The 22,439-nt window shown below is 43.3% G+C and carries 19 protein-coding genes; 3 read left to right on the plus strand and 16 right to left on the minus strand.

The genetic code is table 11. From position 1 onward, the window contains the following. Positions 1-10 precede the first annotated feature (10 nt). The gene (locus JQ841_RS00730; protein ID WP_150922201.1) at positions 11-628 is read left to right on the plus strand and encodes a TVP38/TMEM64 family protein; all 618 of its coding nucleotides are present in this window, start codon (positions 11-13) and stop codon (positions 626-628) included. Positions 629-670: 42 nt separating this feature from the next. Here JQ841_RS00730 and scrK read toward each other — a convergent pair whose 3' ends face one another. Together scrK and JQ841_RS00740 are read right to left on the minus strand one after the other, a co-directional pair. Beyond that, a complete protein-coding gene (scrK, locus tag JQ841_RS00735) occupies positions 671-1,558 on the minus strand; it encodes a fructokinase ScrK (RefSeq protein WP_203179826.1) in 888 nt (295 codons plus the stop codon). 149 nt (positions 1,559-1,707) lie between these two features. After that, on the minus strand, positions 1,708-3,612 hold the full coding sequence (locus tag JQ841_RS00740; RefSeq protein WP_203179827.1) for a sucrose-specific PTS transporter subunit IIBC: 1,905 nt from the start codon (positions 3,610-3,612) through the stop codon (positions 1,708-1,710). Positions 3,613-3,991: 379 nt separating this feature from the next. Between JQ841_RS00740 and JQ841_RS00745 the strand changes: the two genes are divergently transcribed. Together JQ841_RS00745 and JQ841_RS00750 are read left to right on the plus strand one after the other, a co-directional pair. Next, on the plus strand, positions 3,992-5,446 hold the full coding sequence (locus JQ841_RS00745) for a sucrose-6-phosphate hydrolase (RefSeq protein ID WP_203179828.1): 1,455 nt from the start codon (positions 3,992-3,994) through the stop codon (positions 5,444-5,446). After that, positions 5,427-6,392, plus strand: coding sequence for a LacI family DNA-binding transcriptional regulator (locus tag JQ841_RS00750; RefSeq protein ID WP_000226009.1), 966 nt, complete (start codon positions 5,427-5,429; stop codon positions 6,390-6,392). The genes JQ841_RS00745 and JQ841_RS00750 overlap by 20 nt, the downstream gene beginning before the upstream one ends. Positions 6,393-6,427: 35 nt before the next feature. On the opposite strand, the gene JQ841_RS00755 is transcribed toward JQ841_RS00750, so the two are convergent. The 14 genes from JQ841_RS00755 to JQ841_RS00820 form a co-directional block, all read right to left on the minus strand. Then, positions 6,428-7,702 carry a hydroxymethylglutaryl-CoA reductase, degradative gene (locus JQ841_RS00755; RefSeq protein ID WP_203179829.1) on the minus strand — a complete coding sequence of 425 codons (1,275 nt, stop codon included), beginning with the start codon at positions 7,700-7,702 and terminating at the stop codon, positions 6,428-6,430. After that, positions 7,702-8,874 carry a hydroxymethylglutaryl-CoA synthase gene (locus JQ841_RS00760; RefSeq protein ID WP_203179830.1) on the minus strand — a complete coding sequence of 391 codons (1,173 nt, stop codon included), beginning with the start codon at positions 8,872-8,874 and terminating at the stop codon, positions 7,702-7,704. Before JQ841_RS00760 ends, JQ841_RS00755 begins: the two co-directional genes overlap by 1 nt. A gap of 113 nt (positions 8,875-8,987) precedes the next feature. Further along, positions 8,988-9,437 (minus strand): threonine/serine exporter family protein, encoded by a 450-nt coding sequence (locus tag JQ841_RS00765; protein WP_004239205.1) that lies wholly within the window; start codon positions 9,435-9,437, stop codon positions 8,988-8,990. Between the two features lies 1 nt (position 9,438). After that, positions 9,439-10,197, minus strand: coding sequence for a threonine/serine exporter family protein (locus JQ841_RS00770; RefSeq protein WP_203179831.1), 759 nt, complete (start codon positions 10,195-10,197; stop codon positions 9,439-9,441). A 94-nt stretch (positions 10,198-10,291) separates the two neighbouring features. Next, positions 10,292-12,193 carry a Stk1 family PASTA domain-containing Ser/Thr kinase gene (gene pknB, locus JQ841_RS00775; RefSeq protein WP_203179832.1) on the minus strand — a complete coding sequence of 634 codons (1,902 nt, stop codon included), beginning with the start codon at positions 12,191-12,193 and terminating at the stop codon, positions 10,292-10,294. Further along, a complete protein-coding gene (locus tag JQ841_RS00780; RefSeq protein WP_203179833.1) occupies positions 12,190-12,930 on the minus strand; it encodes a Stp1/IreP family PP2C-type Ser/Thr phosphatase in 741 nt (246 codons plus the stop codon). The genes pknB and JQ841_RS00780 overlap by 4 nt, the downstream gene beginning before the upstream one ends. 14 nt (positions 12,931-12,944) lie before the next feature. After that, positions 12,945-14,258, minus strand: a complete 1,314-nt coding sequence (gene rsmB / locus JQ841_RS00785; RefSeq protein ID WP_203179834.1) for a 16S rRNA (cytosine(967)-C(5))-methyltransferase RsmB — start codon at positions 14,256-14,258, stop codon at positions 12,945-12,947. After that, complete coding sequence (gene fmt, locus JQ841_RS00790) at positions 14,251-15,186, minus strand: methionyl-tRNA formyltransferase (RefSeq protein WP_203179835.1); 936 nt, start codon at positions 15,184-15,186, stop codon at positions 14,251-14,253. Before fmt ends, rsmB begins: the two co-directional genes overlap by 8 nt. A gap of 12 nt (positions 15,187-15,198) precedes the next feature. After that, positions 15,199-17,595, minus strand: a complete 2,397-nt coding sequence (locus JQ841_RS00795; protein WP_203179836.1) for a primosomal protein N' — start codon at positions 17,593-17,595, stop codon at positions 15,199-15,201. Positions 17,596-17,660: 65 nt separating this feature from the next. Then, on the minus strand, positions 17,661-17,975 hold the full coding sequence (gene rpoZ, locus JQ841_RS00800; protein WP_000979235.1) for a DNA-directed RNA polymerase subunit omega: 315 nt from the start codon (positions 17,973-17,975) through the stop codon (positions 17,661-17,663). A 24-nt stretch (positions 17,976-17,999) separates the two neighbouring features. Beyond that, positions 18,000-18,626, minus strand: a complete 627-nt coding sequence (gene gmk / locus JQ841_RS00805; protein WP_203179837.1) for a guanylate kinase — start codon at positions 18,624-18,626, stop codon at positions 18,000-18,002. A 129-nt stretch (positions 18,627-18,755) separates the two neighbouring features. Continuing rightward, the gene (locus JQ841_RS00810) at positions 18,756-20,369 is read right to left on the minus strand and encodes a ribonuclease Y (protein WP_000404931.1); all 1,614 of its coding nucleotides are present in this window, start codon (positions 20,367-20,369) and stop codon (positions 18,756-18,758) included. Positions 20,370-20,572: 203 nt separating this feature from the next. After that, positions 20,573-21,670, minus strand: a complete 1,098-nt coding sequence (locus tag JQ841_RS00815; RefSeq protein WP_203179838.1) for a nucleotidyltransferase — start codon at positions 21,668-21,670, stop codon at positions 20,573-20,575. Positions 21,671-21,679: 9 nt separating this feature from the next. Next, a complete protein-coding gene (locus tag JQ841_RS00820) occupies positions 21,680-22,420 on the minus strand; it encodes a class I SAM-dependent DNA methyltransferase (RefSeq protein ID WP_338014994.1) in 741 nt (246 codons plus the stop codon). Positions 22,421-22,439 lie beyond the last annotated feature (19 nt).

A 22,439-nucleotide genomic window follows, 5' to 3' on the forward strand; every position in this document is an offset into this window, starting at 1 on the left:
AGGAGTTTACATGTCACAGGATAAACAAATGAAAGCTGTTTCTCCCCTTCTACAGCAAGTTATCAACATCTCATCGATTGTCGGTGGGATTGGGAGTTTGATTTTCTGTATTTGGGCTTATCAGGCTGGGGTTTTACAGTCTAAGGAAACCCTCTCTGCCTTTATCCAGCAGGCAGGTATCTGGGGTCCACCCCTCTTTATCTTTTTACAGATTTTACAAACGGTCGTCCCTATCATTCCTGGGGCCTTGACATCGGTTGCTGGGGTCTTTATCTACGGCCACATCATCGGTACGATCTACAACTATATCGGCATCGTGATTGGCTGTGCCATTATCTTTTATCTAGTGCGCCTCTACGGAGCTGCCTTTGTCCAGTCTGTCGTCAGCAAGCGCACCTATGACAAGTATATCGGCTGGTTGGACAAGGGCAATCGTTTTGACCGTTTCTTTATTTTTATGATGATTTGGCCCATTAGTCCAGCTGACTTTCTCTGTATGCTGGCTGCCCTGACCAAGATGAGCTTCAAGCGCTATATGACTATCATCATTCTGACTAAGCCCTTTACCCTCGTGGTTTATACCTACGGTCTGACCTATATTATTGACTTTTTCTGGCAAATGCTTTGACACGTAAAAAATCCGTTTGGTTTCCCAAGCGGATTTTGTGCTTTATTTTGAAACTTCTTTTGCAAGGACAAAGTTCCCAAGTGTAGCAGAACCATTTCCTGCGACTGCTGGCGTTACAATGTAATCACGCACGTCTGGTACTGGTAAGTATCCATTGAGAAGAGCTGTAAATTTCTCACGAACACGATCCAGCATGTGTTGTTGGGCCATGACCCCACCACCAAAGACGATCACGTCTGGGCGGAAAGTCACTGTAGCATTAACCGCAGCTTGAGCGATGTAGTAGGCTTGAACATCCCAGACAGAGCTGTTAAGTTCAATGTTTTCACCACGAATACCTGTACGAGCTTCTAGACTTGGACCAGCCGCAAAGCCTTCCAAACATCCTTTGTGGAATGGACAAACACCGTTGAATTCTTTTTCAATATCCATTGGGTGTTTAGCCACGTAGTAGTGACCCATTTCAGGGTGACCTACACCACCAATAAACTCACCACGTTGGATAACACCTGCACCGATACCTGTACCGATTGTGTAGTAAACCAAGTTTTCAATACGAGCACCAGCATTGTTACGGGCAACCACTTCACCATAAGCAGAGCTGTTTACGTCTGTAGTGAAGTACATTGGCACGTTTAGGGCACGACGAAGGGCACCAAGCAAGTCCACATTTGCCCAGTTTGGTTTTGGAGTCGTTGTGATAAAGCCATAGGTTTTTGAGTTTTTATCAATATCAATGGGACCAAATGAACCAACTGCAAGGCCAGCAAGGTTGTCGAATTTTGAGAAGAACTCAATGGTTTTATCGATTGTTTCGATTGGAGTTGTTGTTGGAAATTGTGTTTTTTCTACAACGTTAAAGTTTTCATCACCGACAGCACAGACAAACTTTGTACCGCCCGCTTCCAAGCTTCCATATAATTTTGTCATGATAAACCTCTTGTTTTTATTTTCTTTATTATAGCATATTTCGAAAGTCTAAATTTCTCTATTTTTTAGATTTTCCTCTGTAAATCTTACCATTCAAGCAAAAACGAACAAACATGTCATTTGTTCGTTTTCACTTTAGAGAGGATTGATTAGATTTTCACTTCAATAACAGCATCACCCTTCGCAACTGAACCTGTTGCGACTGGAGCTACTGAAGCGTAGTCTGCAGTGTTTGTCACGATAACCATTGTTGTGTTATCAAGACCTGCCGCAACAATCTTAGCTGAGTCAAAGGTTCCAAGAACATCTCCAGCTTTAACCTTGTCACCTTGAGCAACTTTTTGGTCGAATCCTTCACCGTTCATTGAAACAGTGTCGATACCAACGTGGATCAAGATTTCTGCTCCGTTTGCTGTTTTCAAACCATAAGCGTGTCCTGTTGGAAAGGCGATTGAAACTTCCGCATCAGCTGGTGCATATACCACACCTTGACTTGGTTTCACAGCGATACCTTGGCCCATAGCTCCACTTGAGAAGACTGGGTCATTCACATTTGAAAGAGCAACAACATCACCAATGATTGGAGTTTGGATTGTTTCGTCTTGAAGAGTTGCTGGTACTTCTTCATTTACCACTGTAGTTTCTTCAGAAACTGTTTCTTCAACAACTTCTGTTTCTTCTTTGTAACCAAAAGCATATGTCAAACCGAAACCAAGGGCAGTTGTAACTAAGACCATAAAGACATACTTGAGGAGTTGACCATTAATGTATAGAAGAGTACCAGGAATGATTGTGATACCAAAGCTAGTTCCTGCTAAACCAAGAATATTTGCTAACCAACCACCTGCAGCACCTGCAATAAGACCCATGATAAACGGTTTACCGTAACGAAGGTTAATACCAAAAATTGCTGGCTCAGTAATACCTAATCCTGCAGAAAGAGCTGCTGGGAAAGCAAGTGCTTTAATTTTGGGATTCTTTGTTTTTACACCAACAGCAAGAGTTGCTCCAAGTTGAGCAGTCATAGCTGCTGTAATAATAGCATTAAGAGGATCTGAACCTGTAGAAGTAACAAGGTTAGCCTCCAAGAGATTGAAGATATGGTGAACACCTGTAACAACGATGACCTGATGAACACCACCAAGGATTAATCCACCTAGACCCACTGGAAGACTGAGCAACCAAACAGTAGCGACTTTGACATAGCTTTCAACTTCGTGGAATACAGGTCCAATGACAAACAAGGCCAAAATAGACATTACTAAGAAAGTCAAGAATGGTACAAGGAGTAAATCTAATACATCTGGAATACGCTTACGGAGCCACTTTTCTAGTTTAGCACCAGTCAAACCAACGAAGAAGGCTGGTAAAACTGAGTTTTGATAGCCGACAACTTTGATAAAACCAAAGAAGAGGATTGGTTGAGCATCACCAGAGGCCACAGCCCAGGCATTTGGTAAGGATGAGTTTACCATCATCAATCCTAGAACCAAACCAAGCAATGGATTTCCACCGAAGACTCGAAAGGCTGACCAACAGATTAAGGCTGGGAAGAAGGCAAAAGCTGTATCTGTCAAAACAACTGAATAAGTATAGAAGTTTGTTGCTTTAAAAGCTTCTGCAGTAGTTCCAAACAAAGCTAAGACTTGATCCTGAACGATAGCCCCACGAATCCCCATAAAGAGACCAGTAGCAACAATTGCTGGCAAAAGAGGTACAAAGACGTCACCGAAAGTACGGATGGCACGTTGGAACCAATTTCCTTGTTTACCTGCTTCTTCTTTCATCTCATCCTTAGATGCTGTTGGCAAACCAAGAGCTACGACTTCATCGTACATCTTGTTTACTGTACCCGTACCAAAGATGATTTGGTATTGACCTGAGTTAAAGAAAGCACCTTGAACTTTTTCCAAGCTCTCGATAGCATCTTTATTGATCTTTGCTTCATCTTTAACCATAACGCGAAGACGAGTCGCACAGTGGGCTACACTGTTAACGTTCTCGCGTCCGCCCAAGGCTTCGATGACTTTTTTTGCAATTTCTGTATTGGTCATTTGCAAAAATCTCCTTATAAAAAATTTGTAAAATGTTTGAAAGCGATTTTATCCGCCCTACGACTTTTATTTTATCATGTTTTAGAAATATGTCAAGCGTTTTGCAGAAAAAATGTTATTTCTACATAGTATCCTTGTCTTGGTTTGATTGATTTTGACTATTTTAACAGATATTCCTTAAAAAAATAAGTTTAAAATCTTTGTTATCAGGAATCTATTTCATTATCTTTCATATTTTTGTGAAAATTTGATTGATTCCCTGTATTTATTTTATGACAATCGTTTGACAGTTTTTTCTCTTTTTTAACATAAAAGGCTTGCTTTTTTTCCCGAAAACGGTTACTATTAAATGTGATAAGATTTTTGGAGGAATGAATGAATGGAATGGACTACTGAGCGTCGTTACAGACTTTATCAAGATTGGACGCAAGAAGAAATTCAAAATATAAAAGAAAATATGGCACAATCTCCATGGCATACTCATTACCATGTTGAGCCAAAAACAGGACTTCTCAACGACCCAAATGGCTTTTCTTACTTTGATGGCAAGTGGATCCTCTTTTACCAGAATTTTCCTTTTGGTGCAGCCCACGGTTTGAAATCTTGGGTTCAATTGGAAAGCGATGATTTGGTTCACTTCACAGAAACCGGAGTCAAAGTTTTGCCTGATACTCCATTAGATAGTCACGGTGCCTATTCTGGTTCTGCCATGCAATTTGGCGATAACTTGTTCCTATTTTATACAGGAAATGTTCGTGATGAAAACTGGATCCGTCACCCTTACCAGATTGGAGCTTTGATGGATAAGGATGGCAAGATTACAAAGATTGATAAGATCTTGATCGACCAGCCGGCAGACTCTACTGACCACTTCCGTGATCCGCAAATTTTTAACTTCAAGGGCCAATACTATGCTATCGTTGGTGGACAGGACTTGGAGAAAAAAGGCTTCGTCCGTCTCTACAAGGCTGTCGAAAATGACTACACAAACTGGCAAGCAGTTGGCAACCTTGACTTTGCTAACGACTGTACTGCCTACATGATGGAATGTCCAAACCTAGTCTTTGTAGGCGAGCAACCTGTCCTTCTATACTGCCCACAAGGATTGGATAAGAAAGTTCTAGACTACGACAATATCTATCCAAATATGTATAAGATTGGGGCTTCCTTTGACCCTGAAAATGCTAAAATGGTAGATGTATCTCAACTTCAAAACATGGACTATGGTTTCGAAGCCTATGCAACTCAAGCCTTCAACGCTCCTGATGGACGTGCTCTAGCTGTTAGCTGGCTTGGTTTACCTGATGTTTCATATCCATCTGACCGTTTTGACCACCAAGGAACCTTCTCTTTGGTCAAGGAACTCACTATCAAAGACGGCAAGCTCTACCAATACCCAGTCGCAGCCATCAAGGACCTTCGTGCCTCTGAAGAAGCCTTCTCAAACCGTGTTCAAACCAAGAACACATACGAACTCGAACTCAACTTGGAAGTTAATAGCCAGAGCGAAATTGTCCTACTTGCTGATCAAGAAGGCAAGGGACTCTCCATCAACTTTGACCTTGTAAATGGTCAAGTGACAGTGGATCGTAGCCAGGCTGGTGAACAGTATGCCCAAGACTTTGGAACAACTCGTTCTTGCCCTATCGATAATCAGGCTACTACTGCTACAATCTTCATCGATAACTCTGTCTTTGAAATTTTCATCAATAAAGGAGAAAAAGTATTTTCTGGTCGTGTCTTCCCACATGCGGACCAAAATGGTATCCTGATTAAATCTGGAAACCCAACTGGAACTTACTATGAATTAGATTATGGTCGCAAAACTAACTGATGTCGCCAAACTTGCAGGCGTCAGCCCTACTACCGTCTCACGGGTTATCAATAAAAAAGGTTATCTATCTGAGAAAACCATTCAAAAGGTTAATGAAGCCATGCGGGAATTGGGCTATAAGCCCAACAACCTAGCTCGTAGTTTGCAAGGAAAATCAGCCAAATTAATCGGTTTGATTTTCCCCAATATTTCCAACGTTTTCTATGCAGAATTGATTGATAAACTGGAACACCAACTCTTCAAAAATGGTTACAAGACTATCATCTGCAATAGCGAGCACGATTCTGAAAAAGAACGCGAGTACATCGAAATGTTGGAAGCTAATCAAGTGGACGGCATCATTTCTGGTAGTCACAACTTGGGAATTGAAGACTACAATCGCGTGACAGCGCCGATTATTTCCTTCGACCGAAACCTATCTCCAGACATCCCTGTCGTTTCCTCTGACAACTACGCTGGTGGGGTTCTTGCTGCCCAGACCTTGGTTAAGACAGGTGCCCAGTCTATCATCATGATTACAGGGAATGACAATTCTAACTCGCCAACTGGACTACGCCACGCCGGCTTTGCCTCTGTACTCCCAAAAGCTCCTATTATCAATGTTTCCAGTGACTTTTCTCCCGTCAGAAAAGAAATGGAAATCAAGAATATCTTGACTCGACAAAAACCAGATGCCATTTTTGCTTCGGATGATTTGACTGCTATTCTAGTCATTAAAATTGCTCAGGAACTTGGCATTTCTGTCCCAGAAGAACTCAAGGTCATCGGTTATGATGGGACTTACTTTATCGAGAATTACTATCCTCAACTGGCTACTATTAAGCAACCCTTGGAAGAGATTGCCTGCCTCACTGTTGACCTACTCTTGCAAAAAATCGAAGGCAAGGAAGTCGCAACAACTGGTTACTTCTTACCAGTTACTCTATTACCTGGAAAAAGTATTTAAGCACAAGAAAACTCAGACCAATTCGTCTGAGTTTTTTATGATCTTAAGTTTTCTAAATAACGCTGGGCTGTCTCTAGGTTAAAGGTTTTATCTGCGATGAGGCGCTCGACTAGGGGAACAACTTCGGCCTCACTGGCACCTGCTAGGAGAGCTAAGGATTTAGCCTGCAATTTCATGTGGCCTTGCTGAATCCCTGTACTGACCAAGGCTTTCAGGGCTGCAAAGTTTTGGGCAAGCCCGATAGACACGATAATCTGGGCTAATTCTTTGGCAGAAGGATTTCCCAGTAGTTCGTGACTGAGGGCTACACGAGGGTTAAGGCCGATAGAACCACCCTTGGTCGCTACAGGCATGGGTAGTGTCATCTCACCAACTAATTCTTCTGTCTCCAAGTCTAAACGCCAAGAGCTAAGACCTTGGTAATGTCCATCTCGACTGGCAAAGACATGGGCCCCAGCTTCGATGGCACGCCAGTCATTACCAGTGGCAATCAAAATGGCATCAACACCGTTAAATATCCCTTTATTATGAGTAGCTGCTCGATAAGGATCAGCTTGCGCAAACTGACTAGCCAAAGCCATTTTCTCCGCAATTTCTCTTCCTTGATCCTTTTGGCGACTCAAGTAGCGAAAGGCGATGCGACAGCTCGCAGTCACCAGAGAATCGGTCGCGTAGTTGGACAGGATTCCCATAAGACTTTGTCCCTGACTGAGTTCTTCTAAGACTGGTTTCAAGGCTTCCAGCATGGTATTGAGCATATTAGCTCCCATAGCTTCCTGGGTATCGACATGGAGATAAACAACGAGAAAGTCTGTTTCACCTTTGATCTGTTCTACATGCAAATCACGCGCCCCACCTCCACGTTTAACGATAGAAGGATAAGCTTGATTGGCAAGTTCCAAGAGTTCTACTTTCTTGCCGTCAATCTTCTCTTGCGCTAAATCTGGATCAGCAACTTGATAAAGGGCTACCTGACCAATCATCTGACGCTCATGGACTTGCGCAGTAAACCCGCCTGCACGCTTGATGATTTTACTTGCATAGCTGGCCGCAGCAACCACTGAGGGTTCTTCTGTCACATAGGGAACTGTGTATTCCTGACCGTTAACGAGAACCTCTGGGATCAGCGAATAAGGCAGAGAAAAAGTTCCCACTACATTCTCACTCAGCTGGTCTGCCACAGTCACACTCATCTGTTCATCCTGCTCCAGACTCGCTTGTCTCTCAGGACTAAGGAGCGCCTGAGCTTTTAACAGCTCGAGGCGCTCTTGGTATGATTTTTTAGAAAATCCATTCCAACTTATCTTCATTATTTTTCAACCTTGCTATAACGGCGTTGGTGGTCAACAATTTCAACCAAGGCAAAATCTTGATTTTCATAGCCAGCAAACTGGGCAGAATTTGTTTCATCTAAGTCTACTTCCTCAAAGAAGACTTTTTCATAGTCAGCAACAGACAGGGCAGTTCGTTGGTTGAGCTTGTTCAAACGGTCTTTATCCAGATAAGCTTCATATCCTTCAACCAATTCCACACTGAAGAACTCAGATACAGCACCACTTCCGTAACTATAAAGGGCAATTTTATCCCCAGCCTTCAAGCTATCTGTATTTTCCAATAGAGACAAGAGTCCGAGGAAGAGAGATCCTGTGTAGATATTCCCCACCTTTTGACTGTAGAGAATAGACTGGTCAAAATGGTTTTGCAAGAGGTCTTTTTTCTCTTGAGGCAGACTCTTATCCATGATTTTTTTCAAGCCTTTTAGCGCTAATTTAGGGTAAGGCAAGTGGAAGCAAACAGCCGCAAAATCATCCAAAGTAAGCTGGTAACGTTTTTGGTATTCAAGCCAAGTCGTTTTCAAACTATCCAAGTATTGTTGGGTAGAATAAACACCATTTACATATGGAGTTGTCGAGTAATTTGGTCGCCAGAAATCCATGATATCACGAGTTTGAGCTACATTGTCATTATTAAAGGCCATAATACGTGGATTTTGTGTAATCAACATAGCCACACTTCCAGCACCCTGAGTTGGTTCTCCTGGAGTTTCAATACCGTACTTGGCAATGTCACTAGCGATGACCAAGACTTTGGACTCTGGAGAATTTTCCACATGCAATTTGGCATAATGAAGGGCTGCTGTCGCTCCATAGCAGGCTTCTTTAATCTCGAAACTACGAGCAAAGGGCTGGATGCCCAGCAAACCATGCACAAAGACGGCCGCAGCTTTACTCTGGTCAATTCCTGACTCGGTAGCCACAATGACCATGTCAATTTCTTGTCTCTCTTGCTCAGTTAAAATAGAGTCACTAGCACTGGCCGCCAAGGTCACGATATCCTCAGTTAGAGGCGCAATACTCAATTCCTTGAGTAAGAGTCCTTTACTTAATTTTTCAGGGTCAATTCCCCTCGCTTCTGCTAAGTCTTGTAATTTCAAGACATATTGACTGGTCGCAAAACCAATCTTATCAATACCGATTGTCATATTTACCTCTGTTTTATCATTCATTGTAAAAAATCGTTCTATACTATTTTATCACAAATAGCAGTAAAAGAGAGAAAAAAGACTTGATTCACCAAATCAAGTCTCTTGTTAGTCTAACGATTATGCTGTTTTCGTAAGTAAGAATACAGTCTAAGAATCACTGTTCCGCTAGCCATTCCAATGGAAATCACCAAAGCCAACATAACAACCAAGGTTGCACTAGCAATGGCATGACTGTAATCTCCCGTCACAAAAAAGGCAGTTGTCCGATAGGAGAGATAACCCGGAACCAGAGGTGCCAAGATGGCCAAGATAAAGACCACAGCAGGTGTCTTATAAAGAATACTTAAAATCTGGCTGACACAAGAACCGATAATGGCTGCAATAAAAGTAGCCACAATAACATTGGTCGGTTCCTTGAGCAAAAGATAAATTAGCCAGACAGCCATGCCCAAAATTCCTCCTGGTAAGAGCATAGAACGTTGAACATTGAGTACGATTAAAAAAGTGATAATGGCAAGAAGACTTGCTACTGCTTGTAATAAAAAGGTTGTTAGTGTCATATTAGTTCATCAATACCAAGGCGACAGAAGTTCCTGCCCCTAAAGCTAGGGTAATGAGCAGGGATTCAAACATCTTACTCATACCAGAGTTTATGTGGTTAGTCATAATATCACGGACCGCATTGGTCAAGGCAATTCCTGGTACAAACGGCATGACCGCACCAGCTATAATCAAATCTGCCGTTGAAGGAAAACCTGTGTAGCGAGCCCAAAATTGGGCAATCATCCCAAAGACAAAGGCTCCAGCAAAGGCCGTTACAAAGGGAATTCGGATAAACTTCTCCACATAGAGGGAAAAGGCAAAACCAAATAAGGTAGCCACTCCTGCCCCAAGTGCGTCGTAGATATTTCCACTAAACATAATTGAAAAGAAAGGAGCACTAAAGGTCGCAGCCAGAGTTACTTGCAACTTGGTATAGGGAAGGGGTTGGGCTTGCAAGGCTGTCAATTGCTTTAAGGCTGTCTCTAAATCAAGCTTTCCACCTACCAACTGACGAGAAATCTGATTCACATCGCAGACTTTTTCGATGTTATAAGAAGAGGAGGTCACGCGTTTCATTCGCGAAATATTGGTATTTTCAATGGAGAAAAAGATAGCGGCAGGCATGGCAAGAACATTGCAATCCACAATCCCCTGCGAATGCGCAATCCGGATCATGGTATCTTCTACACGATGAATCTCTGAGCCACTTTTGAGAAGAATGGTTCCAGCTAACATAATCACATCGATGACGGCATTTAATTCTCTTGATTCTTCCATGCTTTCCTCCTTTTATCAACTCCCTCTATTCTATCACAAATCTGGAGTCAAAAAAAATCTTTGCCACGAAATCATGACAAAGATTCTAGTATCACTATGGATTGTCTGGGGAAATATCTCCTCGTTGTGAATTGCCTTGCGGATTTCCCTGTGTTGGGGTGGATTCTGCATCTCCCTGATCGTTAGGTTTCCGAGAAGAACTTGAGGACGAAGAAGAGGATGAGGATGAAGAAGTTGAGGAAGAATGAATCTTCTTCGCTTTATAAATAGAAATTTTAACACGAGTAGTGCTCAAGTCTACTTTTTCGCCTGCTTTTGGACTTTGCTCTACAACAGTCCCCTCAGCAGTTCCTTCAGGAGCTTTAGACACTTCTACAACTTCGATATTAGCTTTTTTAATGTCATATATCTCTGTAAGATTATTGACTGCAAATTCTCGACTAGAACCAATATAGCTTGGCATTGAAATAGAATTTACCTTCTTAGCGACTGTCAAAACTATTTGAGTTGCCTTGCTAAGATCATAGGTTGTTCCTTCCGGTAAACTTTGTTTCATGATTGTACCAGCTTCGATTTCGTTGGATTCTTCTTCCTCAATCTTAATTAGATTTTCTGGAACCTTCTTTCCTTTCAACTCTGCCACTACATCACTAGATTTTCTTCCAAGATAATTTCCGAGTTGGAAGGATTGCTGACCAGAAGACACAATCAAATTAATTTTTGTTCCTTCTTTGCGTGTCGTACCAGCGTCAGGATCGGTACGAATAACCCGACCTTCTTCAACCTTATCACTAGCCTCTGTTTTTTCTTCACCAACCTCAAAATTGGCTTTCTTAAGAGCTTCTTTAGCTTCCGCAACCGTCTGACCTGCCACCTTTGGAATAGCAATGGTAGCGGGCGTTCTATATAAAATCCATACCAAGGATGCCACAACCAACAAGAAGGTCGCAAATAAAATTGGATAACGTGCTTTCATGCGACGGCGTTTGGTTGGCTTTGGACTAGGTGCCGGTTTTTCTGTCTGATGATGTTGGGGCTTAGGTTGAGGTCTTTCCTCTTGTAGCGGAGCTTTAGGAATAGAAGTCAGAGTACTTTGTGGAACTTTAGGAAGAGTCTTGGTATCTGCCTTAGTTGCATTGTCAAAGACTAGTTTTGGTTCATTACGACGATTATAAGACAAACTACTAGACAAATCCACATACATTTCAGCGACTGATTTGTAGCGATCTGTCAATTTCTTAGCAGTTGCCTTGATAACAACATTTTCTAAAGCCTGAGGCACAGATGGATTTTCAGCTATAACCGACGGCAGAGGTTTCTGGAAATGCTGGAGGGCGATGGTCACTGCACTATCCCCATCGTAAGGAATATGACCTGTCAGCATCTCATAGAAAATAATCCCCATGGCATAGATATCACTCTGCACAGTTGCTTTAGAACCACGCGCCTGCTCTGGCGATAAATAATGAACGGAACCTAGCATTGAGTTGGTCTGAGTCAAACTTGTCTCTGCAAAGGCTACTGCAATCCCAAAGTCTGTAACTTTGGCAGTCCCATCTGGGGTCAAAAGGATATTTTGCGGTTTCAAATCCCTGTGAACAATTCCTCGAGTATGGGCTAAGCGCATAGCCAAGAGGATTTGTCCCATGATTCGAACCGCTTCTTCATTTGAAAGAGGGTGATGTTCCTTGATATAGCGTTTGAGGTCTAATCCAGCAACATATTCCATTGCGAGATACTGTTGTCCCTCTTCTTCACCGATATCTGTAATCCGAACGATATGAGGATGGTCCAGATCCGCCATGGCTCTTGCTTCCCGCTGGAAACGCGCCACAGCAATCGGGTCTGTCTGGTAGTTGGTCCTCAGGACCTTTACTGCCACTTCTTCACCGTCCAAAATCAAATCCTTGGCCAAATAGACATCTGCCATGCCTCCTCGACCAATTTGTTTGATAATTCGATACCGCCCGGCAAAAATCTTGCCGATTTGGATCATTCTGTTGCCTCCTCATTAACAGCAATAAGGGCAACTGTGATATTGTCTAAACCACCTGCATTGTTGGCAAAACGAATCAAGGTTGCTGCCTTATCTGCCAAAGAAATATCGCTGGTTACAATATCAGAAATCTCACTGCCTGAAATCATATTTGTCAAGCCATCACTATTGAGTAAGAGATAGTCTCCCAGCTCAAGGGTAATCATTCCAAAATCAGGCTGAATTTCGTCTTTTTGACCAATAGATTGAGTAATAATATTTTTCTGTGGATGGCTAGCAGCTTCTTCAGGTGTCAATTGACCAGCCTTAAGCAATTCATTGACTAAAGAATGGTCGCTCGTTAACTGGTGGTATTCTTCTCCACGAATCAAACCGATACGAGAATCTCCGATGTGAGCATAAATAGCCTGATTATCAATAATGGCTACAGCCTCAAGGGTTGTTCCCATTCCTTTATAGGCTTCATTTTGTCCCAATTGGTTAATCCTTTGATTTTCAATCTCAAGGTTATTAGCAAACCATTCGCGCACTTCATTAACTGTATCGATTTGAGTATCGACCCAAGCTACACCTAGGTCTGTTACCGCCATTTCACTAGCGATATTCCCCGCGCGATGACCTCCCATACCATCCGCTAGGATAATCATGGTACGTCCAGCTCTATTGACATAGTGGTTGACATAGTCTTGGTTATTTGTTCGTTTCTGACCAACATCTGTTAATAATGAAATTTCCATGTGTTAGTTCCTTCCTAATCCGATATCTTGCGAAATTGGCTGATGAAGAATCCATCACTTCCATACAATTCAGGGGTGATGAGGATACAGCCATCTTTCATGATATCCTTACATTCATGTTCTAGTTTCACCTGCTCAAATTCAGGATGACTTTCTAAAAATGCCTGTACGACTTGAAAGTTCTCTTCTGAGACAATAGTACAGGTACTATAAGTTATTATACCACCTTTGCGTAGTGTTTGACAAACACTACCTAATATTTCTAGCTGAATTTCCTGTAAGGACGCGAAATCTGCCGTTTCTTTATTGTATTTGATATCTGGTTTGCGACGCAGAAGACCGATTCCTGAACAGGGAGCATCCACTAAAATCTTATCAAAAGAATCCTGATCAAAAAACTCATGCACCTTTCTGGCATCCAATTTTTGCGTTTGAACCCGATCTGCAACTCCTAAACGTTGGGCATTTTCTTGGATTAAGTCCAACTTGTGGGCATATAAATCCAGAGCAATAACCTGACCTGTCGTAAGATAGGAAGCAATGTGGGCCGTTTTTCCTCCCGGAGCAGCACAAGCATCTAGAACCTGCTCATTTTCTTGTAGATCAAGCGTCGGCGCAACCAATTGACTGGACTCATCTTGGATAGTAATGGCTCCCTCTGAAAATAGGTCATGTCCCGCAAAATGCCCCTGCTCCTTGACGAGACCAAAAACAGACAAAGGTGAATCACTGGCCTCCAACAAGACTTGGATTTCTTCTTTTCGTCCTAGGTTCGTTACACGAATACTAGCCTTGTTGCGCACCAAAAGGCTTTCAAAGATAGCTTGAGCTCGCTCTTCTCCGTATTCTTCCTTGAGCTTGGCAACTAGCCAAACTGGAAGAGAATAGGCAATGGAATCACGCTTGTTTTTTCGCTTGATGCTAGCAATATCTGGCCAGCCTTCACGCAAGATACGGCGAAGGACAGCGTTGACCAATTTTTCACTGCCTTTTTTACGGACTTTGGCCAATTCTACTGCCTCATTGACCACAGCATGGTCTGGAATCTTGTCCAAATAGCGGAGCTGGTAGGCACTCATGAGAAGAAGGACATAAAGCCAACCGTCTAACTGGTCTCTGTCTTCGATAAAGTGGGATAGGTACCATTCCAGAGTCAGTTTACGGGCTACCGTTCCATAGACCAGCTCTGTCACCAAGCCCTTGTCTGCTGCTGAAAGTTGACTTCCCTTGAGATGCTTATTTAAGGCGATATTTGAGTATGCTTGATTGATAAAAACATCCTCTAGCACTGCTAGAGCTAGACTTCTAGCCGTTTCTACTTTAGTCACCAAATCGTTCTCCTACAGTCAATGTACGTCCAACTCCGTTGAGGAAGGAAGCAATATCCATCTTAGGTTTACCAGCTGGCTGCACTTGTTTGAGGGATAGACCCCCTTCTGCCGTTGCGACAATCAATTCTTTCTTACCAATAGAGAGGATCTCACCTGGATTTCCCTGACCTTCTACTGGTAGAGCTTCATAAATCTTAAAGCGGTCTCCCTTAAGGAGAGTATGGGCAACAGGCCACGGGTTCATCCCACGGATTTGGTTGAAAAGTTGACGATTGCTTTTATTCCAGTCCAATTTTTCTTCCTCTGGCTTGATATTTGGCGAGAAAGTAACCTGACTTGGATCCTGCGGTTCAGGTTTGATATCACCAGCAATGTAGCCAGGCAAAGTGTCCAAAAGCAAATCTCGACCAACAAGAGCTAATTTCTCAAACAAGGTTCCAACATTGTCCTCATCTGTGATAGGAATACTACGACGAGAAATCATATTTCCTGCATCCATTTCCTTAACCATTTCCATAATGGTCACACCAGCTTCCTCATCCCCTTGAATCAAGGCGTAATGGATAGGAGCGCCACCACGGTGTTTAGGAAGGAGGGAAGCGTGAACATTGACCGCAAAGTCCATGCCATCAAGGAGTTTACTTGGAAGAAACTGCCCAAAAGCAGCAGTCACAATTCCATCTGCTCCTAGCTGCATAATCTCTTCCATCTCTGGACTTCCAGATAATTTTTCAGGTTGGTAGATAGGAAGTCCTGCCTCTTTGGCAGCTTGTTTAACTGGGGTTTCTTGAATCACTTTTTTACGGCCGACAGCACGGTCTGGCTGGGTCACAACGGCTAGAATTTCGTAACGGTCATCTGTCAAAAGTCCTTTTAAGACTGTTGCTGAAAAGTCGGGTGTCCCCATAAAGATTAATTTTGTCATATCTTCTCCTTCTTATAAAAATTGCTGTGGCTCATGGTCAATGCTGAGACGGAGCTCACTATTTTCCCGTTCTTGAGTCAAGGCCAGAACCTGATTTAGAGTCGGACCTAGCTCATCTTCTAAACGGTATTTAATCAAAATCTGGTAATGATAGAGGTTGTGGGTACGGGCGATGGGTTTGGGTGTTGGCCCTAGAATCTTACTTGTTTCGGACAAACCTGACCTCAAAATATTCATAACATCATAAGCACGTTTAACAACCTCTTCTTCCTTCTTGTGAGAAAGGGTAATGCCAATCGTGAAATAGTAAGGTGGATAACCAAGTTGTCGTCTAATACCCATTTCATAGGCGTAAAAACCTTCGTAGTCCTGATCCTTGGCAAATCGAATAGCATAGTGTTGCGGATTGTAGGACTGGATCAAGACCTGACCAGCTTTTTCAGCCCGACCTGCCCGACCTGCCACCTGAGTCAAGAGCTGGAAGGTTCTCTCAGAAGAACGGAAATCAGGCAGATTCAAAGCTGTATCCGCATTAAGAACTCCTACTAGGGTTACATTGGGAAAATCCAATCCCTTGGCAATCATTTGTGTGCCAAGTAAAATATCCGCTTCTCCTCGTCCAAACTGGTCAAGAAGAGCTTGGTGACTACCTTTCTTACGGGTCGTATCCACATCCATCCGCAAAATGCAGGCCTGAGGAAAGAGCTCTGCCAGCTCGTCATAAGCCTTTTGAGTCCCTGTTCCATAGTAACGAATACTGCGACTCTTACAGTTAGGACAGGCCTGAGGAATGTCCTTTGAAAAACCACAATAATGGCAGTTCATGGTCTTGGTATCCATGTGCAAGGTCAGGGAAATATCACAGTTGGGACAAGTATCCACAGTCCCACACTCCCGACACATAACAAAGCTAGAATAACCACGGCGGTTTAGCATGAGAACCACCTGCTCTTTTTTAGCCAGACGGTCTTGGATAGCCTCTAACAAAGGGGGCGTAAAGTTTGACGTCTCATTCTGTCCGATATAGTCCCGAAAATCAATTACTTGAACCTCAGGGATTGTAGCCAAAGGATTAGCCCGTTGGGTCAGACGTAAATGTTGATAAACGCCTTTACCAGCCCGAGCACGGCTTTCCAGACTAGGAGTTGCCGAACCAAGTACCAGGGCTGCTTGGTTGTACTGGGCTCGTAAAATGGCTACCTCTCTGGCGTGGTAACGGGGATTGCTGTCCTGCTTATAAGTCGCTTCATGCTCTTCATCGATAATCATAACCCCCAGATTTTTCAGCGGAGCAAAGATGGCAGATCTAGCACCAACAACAACTTGAGCGTCTCCACGTTCCACTTTGCGCCATTCGTCATACTTTTCACCATTAGACAGGCCTGAGTGTAGAATGGCTACCTTGCCCCCAAAACGAGCAATAAAACGTTCCGTCATCTGTGGAGTCAAAGAAATCTCAGGCACAAGCAAAATAGCAGTTTTGCCCTTATCCAAGGCCCCTTGGATAATCTGCAAGTAAACCTCGGTCTTCCCACTTCCTGTAATCCCTTGAAGGAGGAAAGGAGGCTGATGACTGCCAATCGCACTGACAACCGCATCACGCGCCTGCCTTTGCTCTGGATTCAACTCCAAAGGCTGACTTGCTTCAATGCCTTCAAAATAAGCAGCCGAGCGTTGCACTTCCTTTTGGACTATGGTCACAGCACCTTGTTCGACAAAGAAGTTGACTTGCTCCCGCGAATAGAACTCTAACAAACTAGCCAAGGAAGCACTCTCAGGATGAGACAGCAAATAGTCTCTCAATTCCAACTTTTTCTTGGCGCGCGCAGAAATCTCAACACCCTCTAATTGAGCAAGATTCACCTCATACCAGGACTGAGTTTTGACCTTCTTTTGATCGACTGCCTGATATTCCAGACCAAGCAGACCTTTTCTAGTCAAATGCATCATTTCAGCTTGCTTAGCTAAATCTAGAGAAGAAAAGGCTAGCGAATCTTCTGAACCAAATAGACGCACTCGGTCTTCCTGACTCAGACCTTCCAGAGGATAGAGAATCTTGTCATAGCTGGAATTTAGAAATCCCGGCAACATGGCCTTGAGGATAGAGATTTTGTAGGAGAAGACAGATTTGCGAAGCTCCTCAGCCAGCCAGAGTTGTTCTTGCGTCAGAACAGGGGAAAAATCCAACACCTCGGCAATATCTTTTAAATCTTGCTCCATCTCCGCTTCATCTGATTGTGACTCCAAACCAAGAACAATCCCTTGAATCAGGCGATTCCCCTTACCAAAGGGCACATGAACCCGCATCCCAACTTCCAGCATTCCCAGAAATTCCTCTGGAATCCTGTAACTATAGGGCTGGTCCGTCTGCATCAAGGGCACATCTACAATAATCTTGGCAATCGCCATCTTCTCACCTCCTCCTTGTCAGTATATTCTTGCAATAGAAAAAATAAGATTGAGTCCCCCCAACCTTAAATTTTTTCACCATCTTCTTTTTCTTTAGCGATTTGCTCTTTGATTTTCTTTTCTTCTTCTTCTTTGCGGCGTTTTTCTTCTTCGATACGGCGACGCACTGCTTCACGTTTTCCTTCTGGATCTGGGTGAATTGTAACGTTTCCTGATTCGATTTCTTCTAAAGCGCGAAGAGTTGATTTTTCAGACTTGAAACCTTGAGTTGCTGGCGCACCTGCTTCCAATTCGTGGGCACGTTTTGCTTCCAAGATTACGAGTGAATATTTTGATGGAACCTTGTCGAGCAAGGTATCAATAGAGGGTTTTAACATCATTTGCTTGTACCTATTTTCTAAATTTTATCGGGTAGTTGGAGATTTTGGTAACATCTCCTGATAGTGACCAATGACACGTTCCACACGGAAGTGCTCTACTTCGATAACACGTTTGACACGCTCAGCAGCTAGGGGCACCTGATCGTTGACAATCGCGTAATCATACTCTCGCATAAGAGCAATTTCTTCCTTGGCTTTTTCGATTCGTTGGGCAATCACTTCTGCACTGTCGGTTCCACGTCCTACCAAGCGATCTTGCAATTCATCCAAATCTGGTGGTGTCAGGAAGATAAAGACAGCATCTGGAACCTTTTTCTTGACCTGAAGAGCGCCCTGAACTTCAATTTCAAGGAAAACATCAATTCCCTTGTCTAAGGTTTCATTGACATAGGTCAGAGGAGTTCCGTAGTAGTTGCCGACATATTCTGCATATTCCAGCATCTGTCCTTGACGAATCAGCTCTTCAAACTCTTCACGAGTACGGAAGAAATAATCAACACCGTCCACTTCTCCAGGACGTTGTGCGCGTGTCGTCATCGATACAGAGTATTGAAATTGGTTTTCAGAACTCTCAAAAATCTCTCTTCTAACCGTTCCTTTTCCAACCCCTGAAGGACCAGAAAAAACGATTAGTAAGCCTCGGTCTGCCATTGTGTCTCCTTTTAGTCAGTCTGCGAAATTACATTTCTCTAGAATAACGGCAAAAAGCCAGATTATCCTTTACAGTCTTTCTATCTAGTGTAACAAAAAAGCAGTAATTTTTCAACTGCTCTTTCTTATTTATTTAGCATAATCTACTGCGCGAAGCTCGCGAATCACGGTTACCTTAATATTTCCTGGGTAATCGAGATTGTTTTCAATTTTCTCACGAACTTTATGAGCCAAGATTGTGACTTTGTCGTCCTTGATTTGTCCTGGATTGACCATGATACGGATTTCACGTCCTGCTTGAAGGGCAAAGCTATTTTGCACTCCTTCAAAGCCGTTAGCAATTTCTTCCAAATCATGGAGACGCTTGATGTAGCTTTCAAGAGACTCACTACGAGCACCTGGACGTGCCGCACTCAAGGCATCTGCTGCAGCAACGATTACTGCAATCACGCTTTCAGCTTCAACATCACCGTGGTGACTAGCAATCGTATTGACCACAACTGGGTGTTCCTTGTACTTACGTGCCAATTCCGTACCGATTTCAACGTGGCTACCTTCAACCTCACGGTCAATGGCTTTCCCGATATCGTGAAGGAATCCAGCACGACGGGCAAGAGCCGCATTTTCACCAAGCTCACTAGCCATAATACCAGCCAACTTAGCAACCTCAATCGAATGACGCAAGACATTTTGTCCATAAGAGGTACGGAACTGCAAACGTCCCATAATCTTCATCAAGTCTGGATGGAGGTTCGGCGCACCGATCTCATAGGCAGCGGCCTCACCGTATTCACGGATCTTATTGTCAATCTCTTGACGGTTTTTCTCAACCAACTCTTCAATACGAGCTGGATGAATACGACCATCTTTGAGCAACATTTCCATAGTCATACGGGCAATCTCACGGCGAATCGGGTCAAAACCTGACAAGGTCACCACTTCTGGTGTATCGTCAATAATCACATCAACCCCTGTCAAACTTTCGAAGGTACGAATGTTACGTCCTTCACGACCAATAATGCGTCCCTTCATAGTATCGTCTGGCAGATGAACCGTTGAGTTTGTTGACTCCGCTACATATTCACCAGCGATACGTTGCATAGCTTGAACCAGAATGTCCTTGGCCATTTTATCAGAACGTTCCTTGACCTCTTGCTCAGCTTCGCGAATACGGCTAGCAATCTCCTTGGTCAAGTTTTCCTCTGTCTGTGCCAAGATAATATCTCGTGCTTCTGCCTGAGACAGAGCACCAATACGCTCTAGTTCTGCTTCTTTTTGTCTTTCGACTTCCTCTAATTGCTCTTCACGCGCATCAAGGTTTTTCGCTCTATCAGAAATACTTTGTTCTTTTTGTTCAAGTGTTTGTTCTTTACTCGTCAAATTGTCGTCCTTACGATCAAGGCTAGCAGCTCTCTCTGTCAAACGACTTTCGATTTGTTTGAGTTCTTGACGTTCTGATTTGAATTCAGCGTCCACTTCTTCACGGTATTTTCTGGCTTCTTCTTTGGCCTCCAATAGTGCTTCTTTTTTAAGAGACTTGCTTTCACGTTTCGCTTCATTAACAAGTAAATCCGCTTCACGCTCAGCTTGTCCACGTAAATTAGTTGCTTCTTGTTCAGCATTTAAAAGCATCAACTCTGCAGCTTCCTGAGATGATTTCATCTTGGCTGAGATGCTGACATATCCAATGACTAAACCAATGATGACGGCAAAAACAGCAATCGCAAGCGACATGATTTCCATGTTTTTACCTCATTTTATTGTTATTCCGAATGACATACATTCTTTTACATTCTACCATAAAAAAGTGATTTTCACAAACCTAAAATAGAATATGTTTTGGGGAAATTGGAGTTTAAACACCTATAATTTATTAGTGCAATCTCTATTTCTATAGGAAACCTAGTTTTAGTAGAGATTTGAGAAAAGCCTACCTTTCAGTAGACTTAGTTTGATTCTATTCTAATCGGCACTCTGCCGAAATTCTGCTCTGCGATATTTGTCTGTCCTAGTTGGTAGATCTGGTCTGCCTTTTGGGTCATGGTATCCCATGGTTCTTTGCCAATTCGGCTGACTAGATGGACCTGCCCTTTCAGAGATTTAAGATGTTGTCTGCCTTTTTCGGTAAAACCAAGAACATGGATGCCTTCTGGCAAGTCGCTTTCTCTGGTCTGCACCAAAATATAGGTCAAGAGGCGTCTGACACGCGCCTTGGTGTAACGTTTGGTCGCAACTGCCTCAACCAATTCGTCCACAGACCGGGTTGTCTTGATGGCATCCTTGATGCGCACAGCCATTTCTTGATTGACCTGATAGATGCTGGTTAGGTCTGGATTTGACAAGATTTGATAGCGGAGCAAGGGAAAATAGTCATCCCATCTCACCTTACTAGCCTGCTCAAAGAGAGCAACAGATGGCATAAAGCGTTCTAGGAAATCTTGGTCCCTCTGGTGCTGACGGATGGCTGTCGCCGAGGCATAGTCCACATCCTTGTTCACAGAATGGTAACCAGCGCCCTGACGCTGAATCGGATGAAGTTTGATGTTGTACCCAGCAACCGCCTTGGCATAGGCCAGAGCAAGAACATGATTGGGCGTATCACCAGAAAAATCAAGACCTGCAAATTCCTTCCACATGGCCTGGGTCTTCTGGGGATAAGAGAGGGAATCAGGCAGATTTTCCACAAATTTCTCCATCTTAGCACCTTGATCTGTGTATAAGTCAGAAATTTTTTGATAATCCAGAACTTCCTCTGTCCCAAAAGCTAGGGTATCAATCCCCAACCGAGCCAAGATATCCACAGCTCCTTGGCCAAAGAAATCTGCTGCCTGAACACTAACTAAAAAGGGCAATTCCACTACCAGATCCGCTCCATTTTTCAGCGCCATCTGGGCCCGTGTCCACTTGTCCACGATAGCTGGCTCTCCACGCTGCATGAAATTTCCAGACATGGCTACGATTTTCAGTCCCTTCGCCTGATCCAACAGGTATTTATGTCCATTATGAAAGGGATTGAACTCCGCGATAATACCTGTGATGGTCATAGTAATCTCCTACTTCTGCGCGACAAAAAACCAACGGGTACTTGTCTCTGTTGGCTCCTTGTCCTCAAAGTCTGCATAGAGTTTGAAAGACTTGAATCCAGCCTGTTCCAACAAGATATCATAGGTCAAGACCTCATAGGTCCGCTCCTCATGTACTTCATCGTGACGACTAAAGGAACCATCCGCTTCCTTGATAAAGAAGGTCAACTCATGCACGATGGAGTGAGGCGCCGCATCCTCATAGGTGTCCCAAAGCATGGCAAAATCTTCCGCATTTTCATGGTAGGAATAGCCTGGAAAAACTTCATCTGTCTGGTAGGTCGAATGCACATCAAAGATGAAAACTCCATCTTCATTAAGAGTATTATAGACTTCTTTAAAGACGTCGCCTACTTCCACCTCATCCTGCATGTAGCAGATAGAGTCCGAATAACAAGTGACAAAGTCGTATTGACCTGCCTTGGATAAATCCAGCATATTGCCTTCGATAAAATCAATCTTTTGTTTGGCTGAAGCCGCTCTCTTCTCAGCAATCTTCAACATATCCTCGCTTAAATCAAGTCCAGTCACATCAAAACCTGCCTGAGAAAATCGCACAGACTGGATGCCTGTCCCACAAGCCAATTCCAAAAGCTTCTTTCTATCCTTTGTCTTAGGCAAATGACGCAAAGAAAAATCAGTCCATTTGTCGTATAAACTGTCATCCATGACCGCATCATAGACCGCCGCAAAAGTTTCATAAGTTGCCATAATCATGATACCAAGAGCC

Source organism: Streptococcus mitis (assembly GCF_905187535.1).
GTDB lineage: Bacteria > Bacillota > Bacilli > Lactobacillales > Streptococcaceae > Streptococcus > Streptococcus mitis_BS.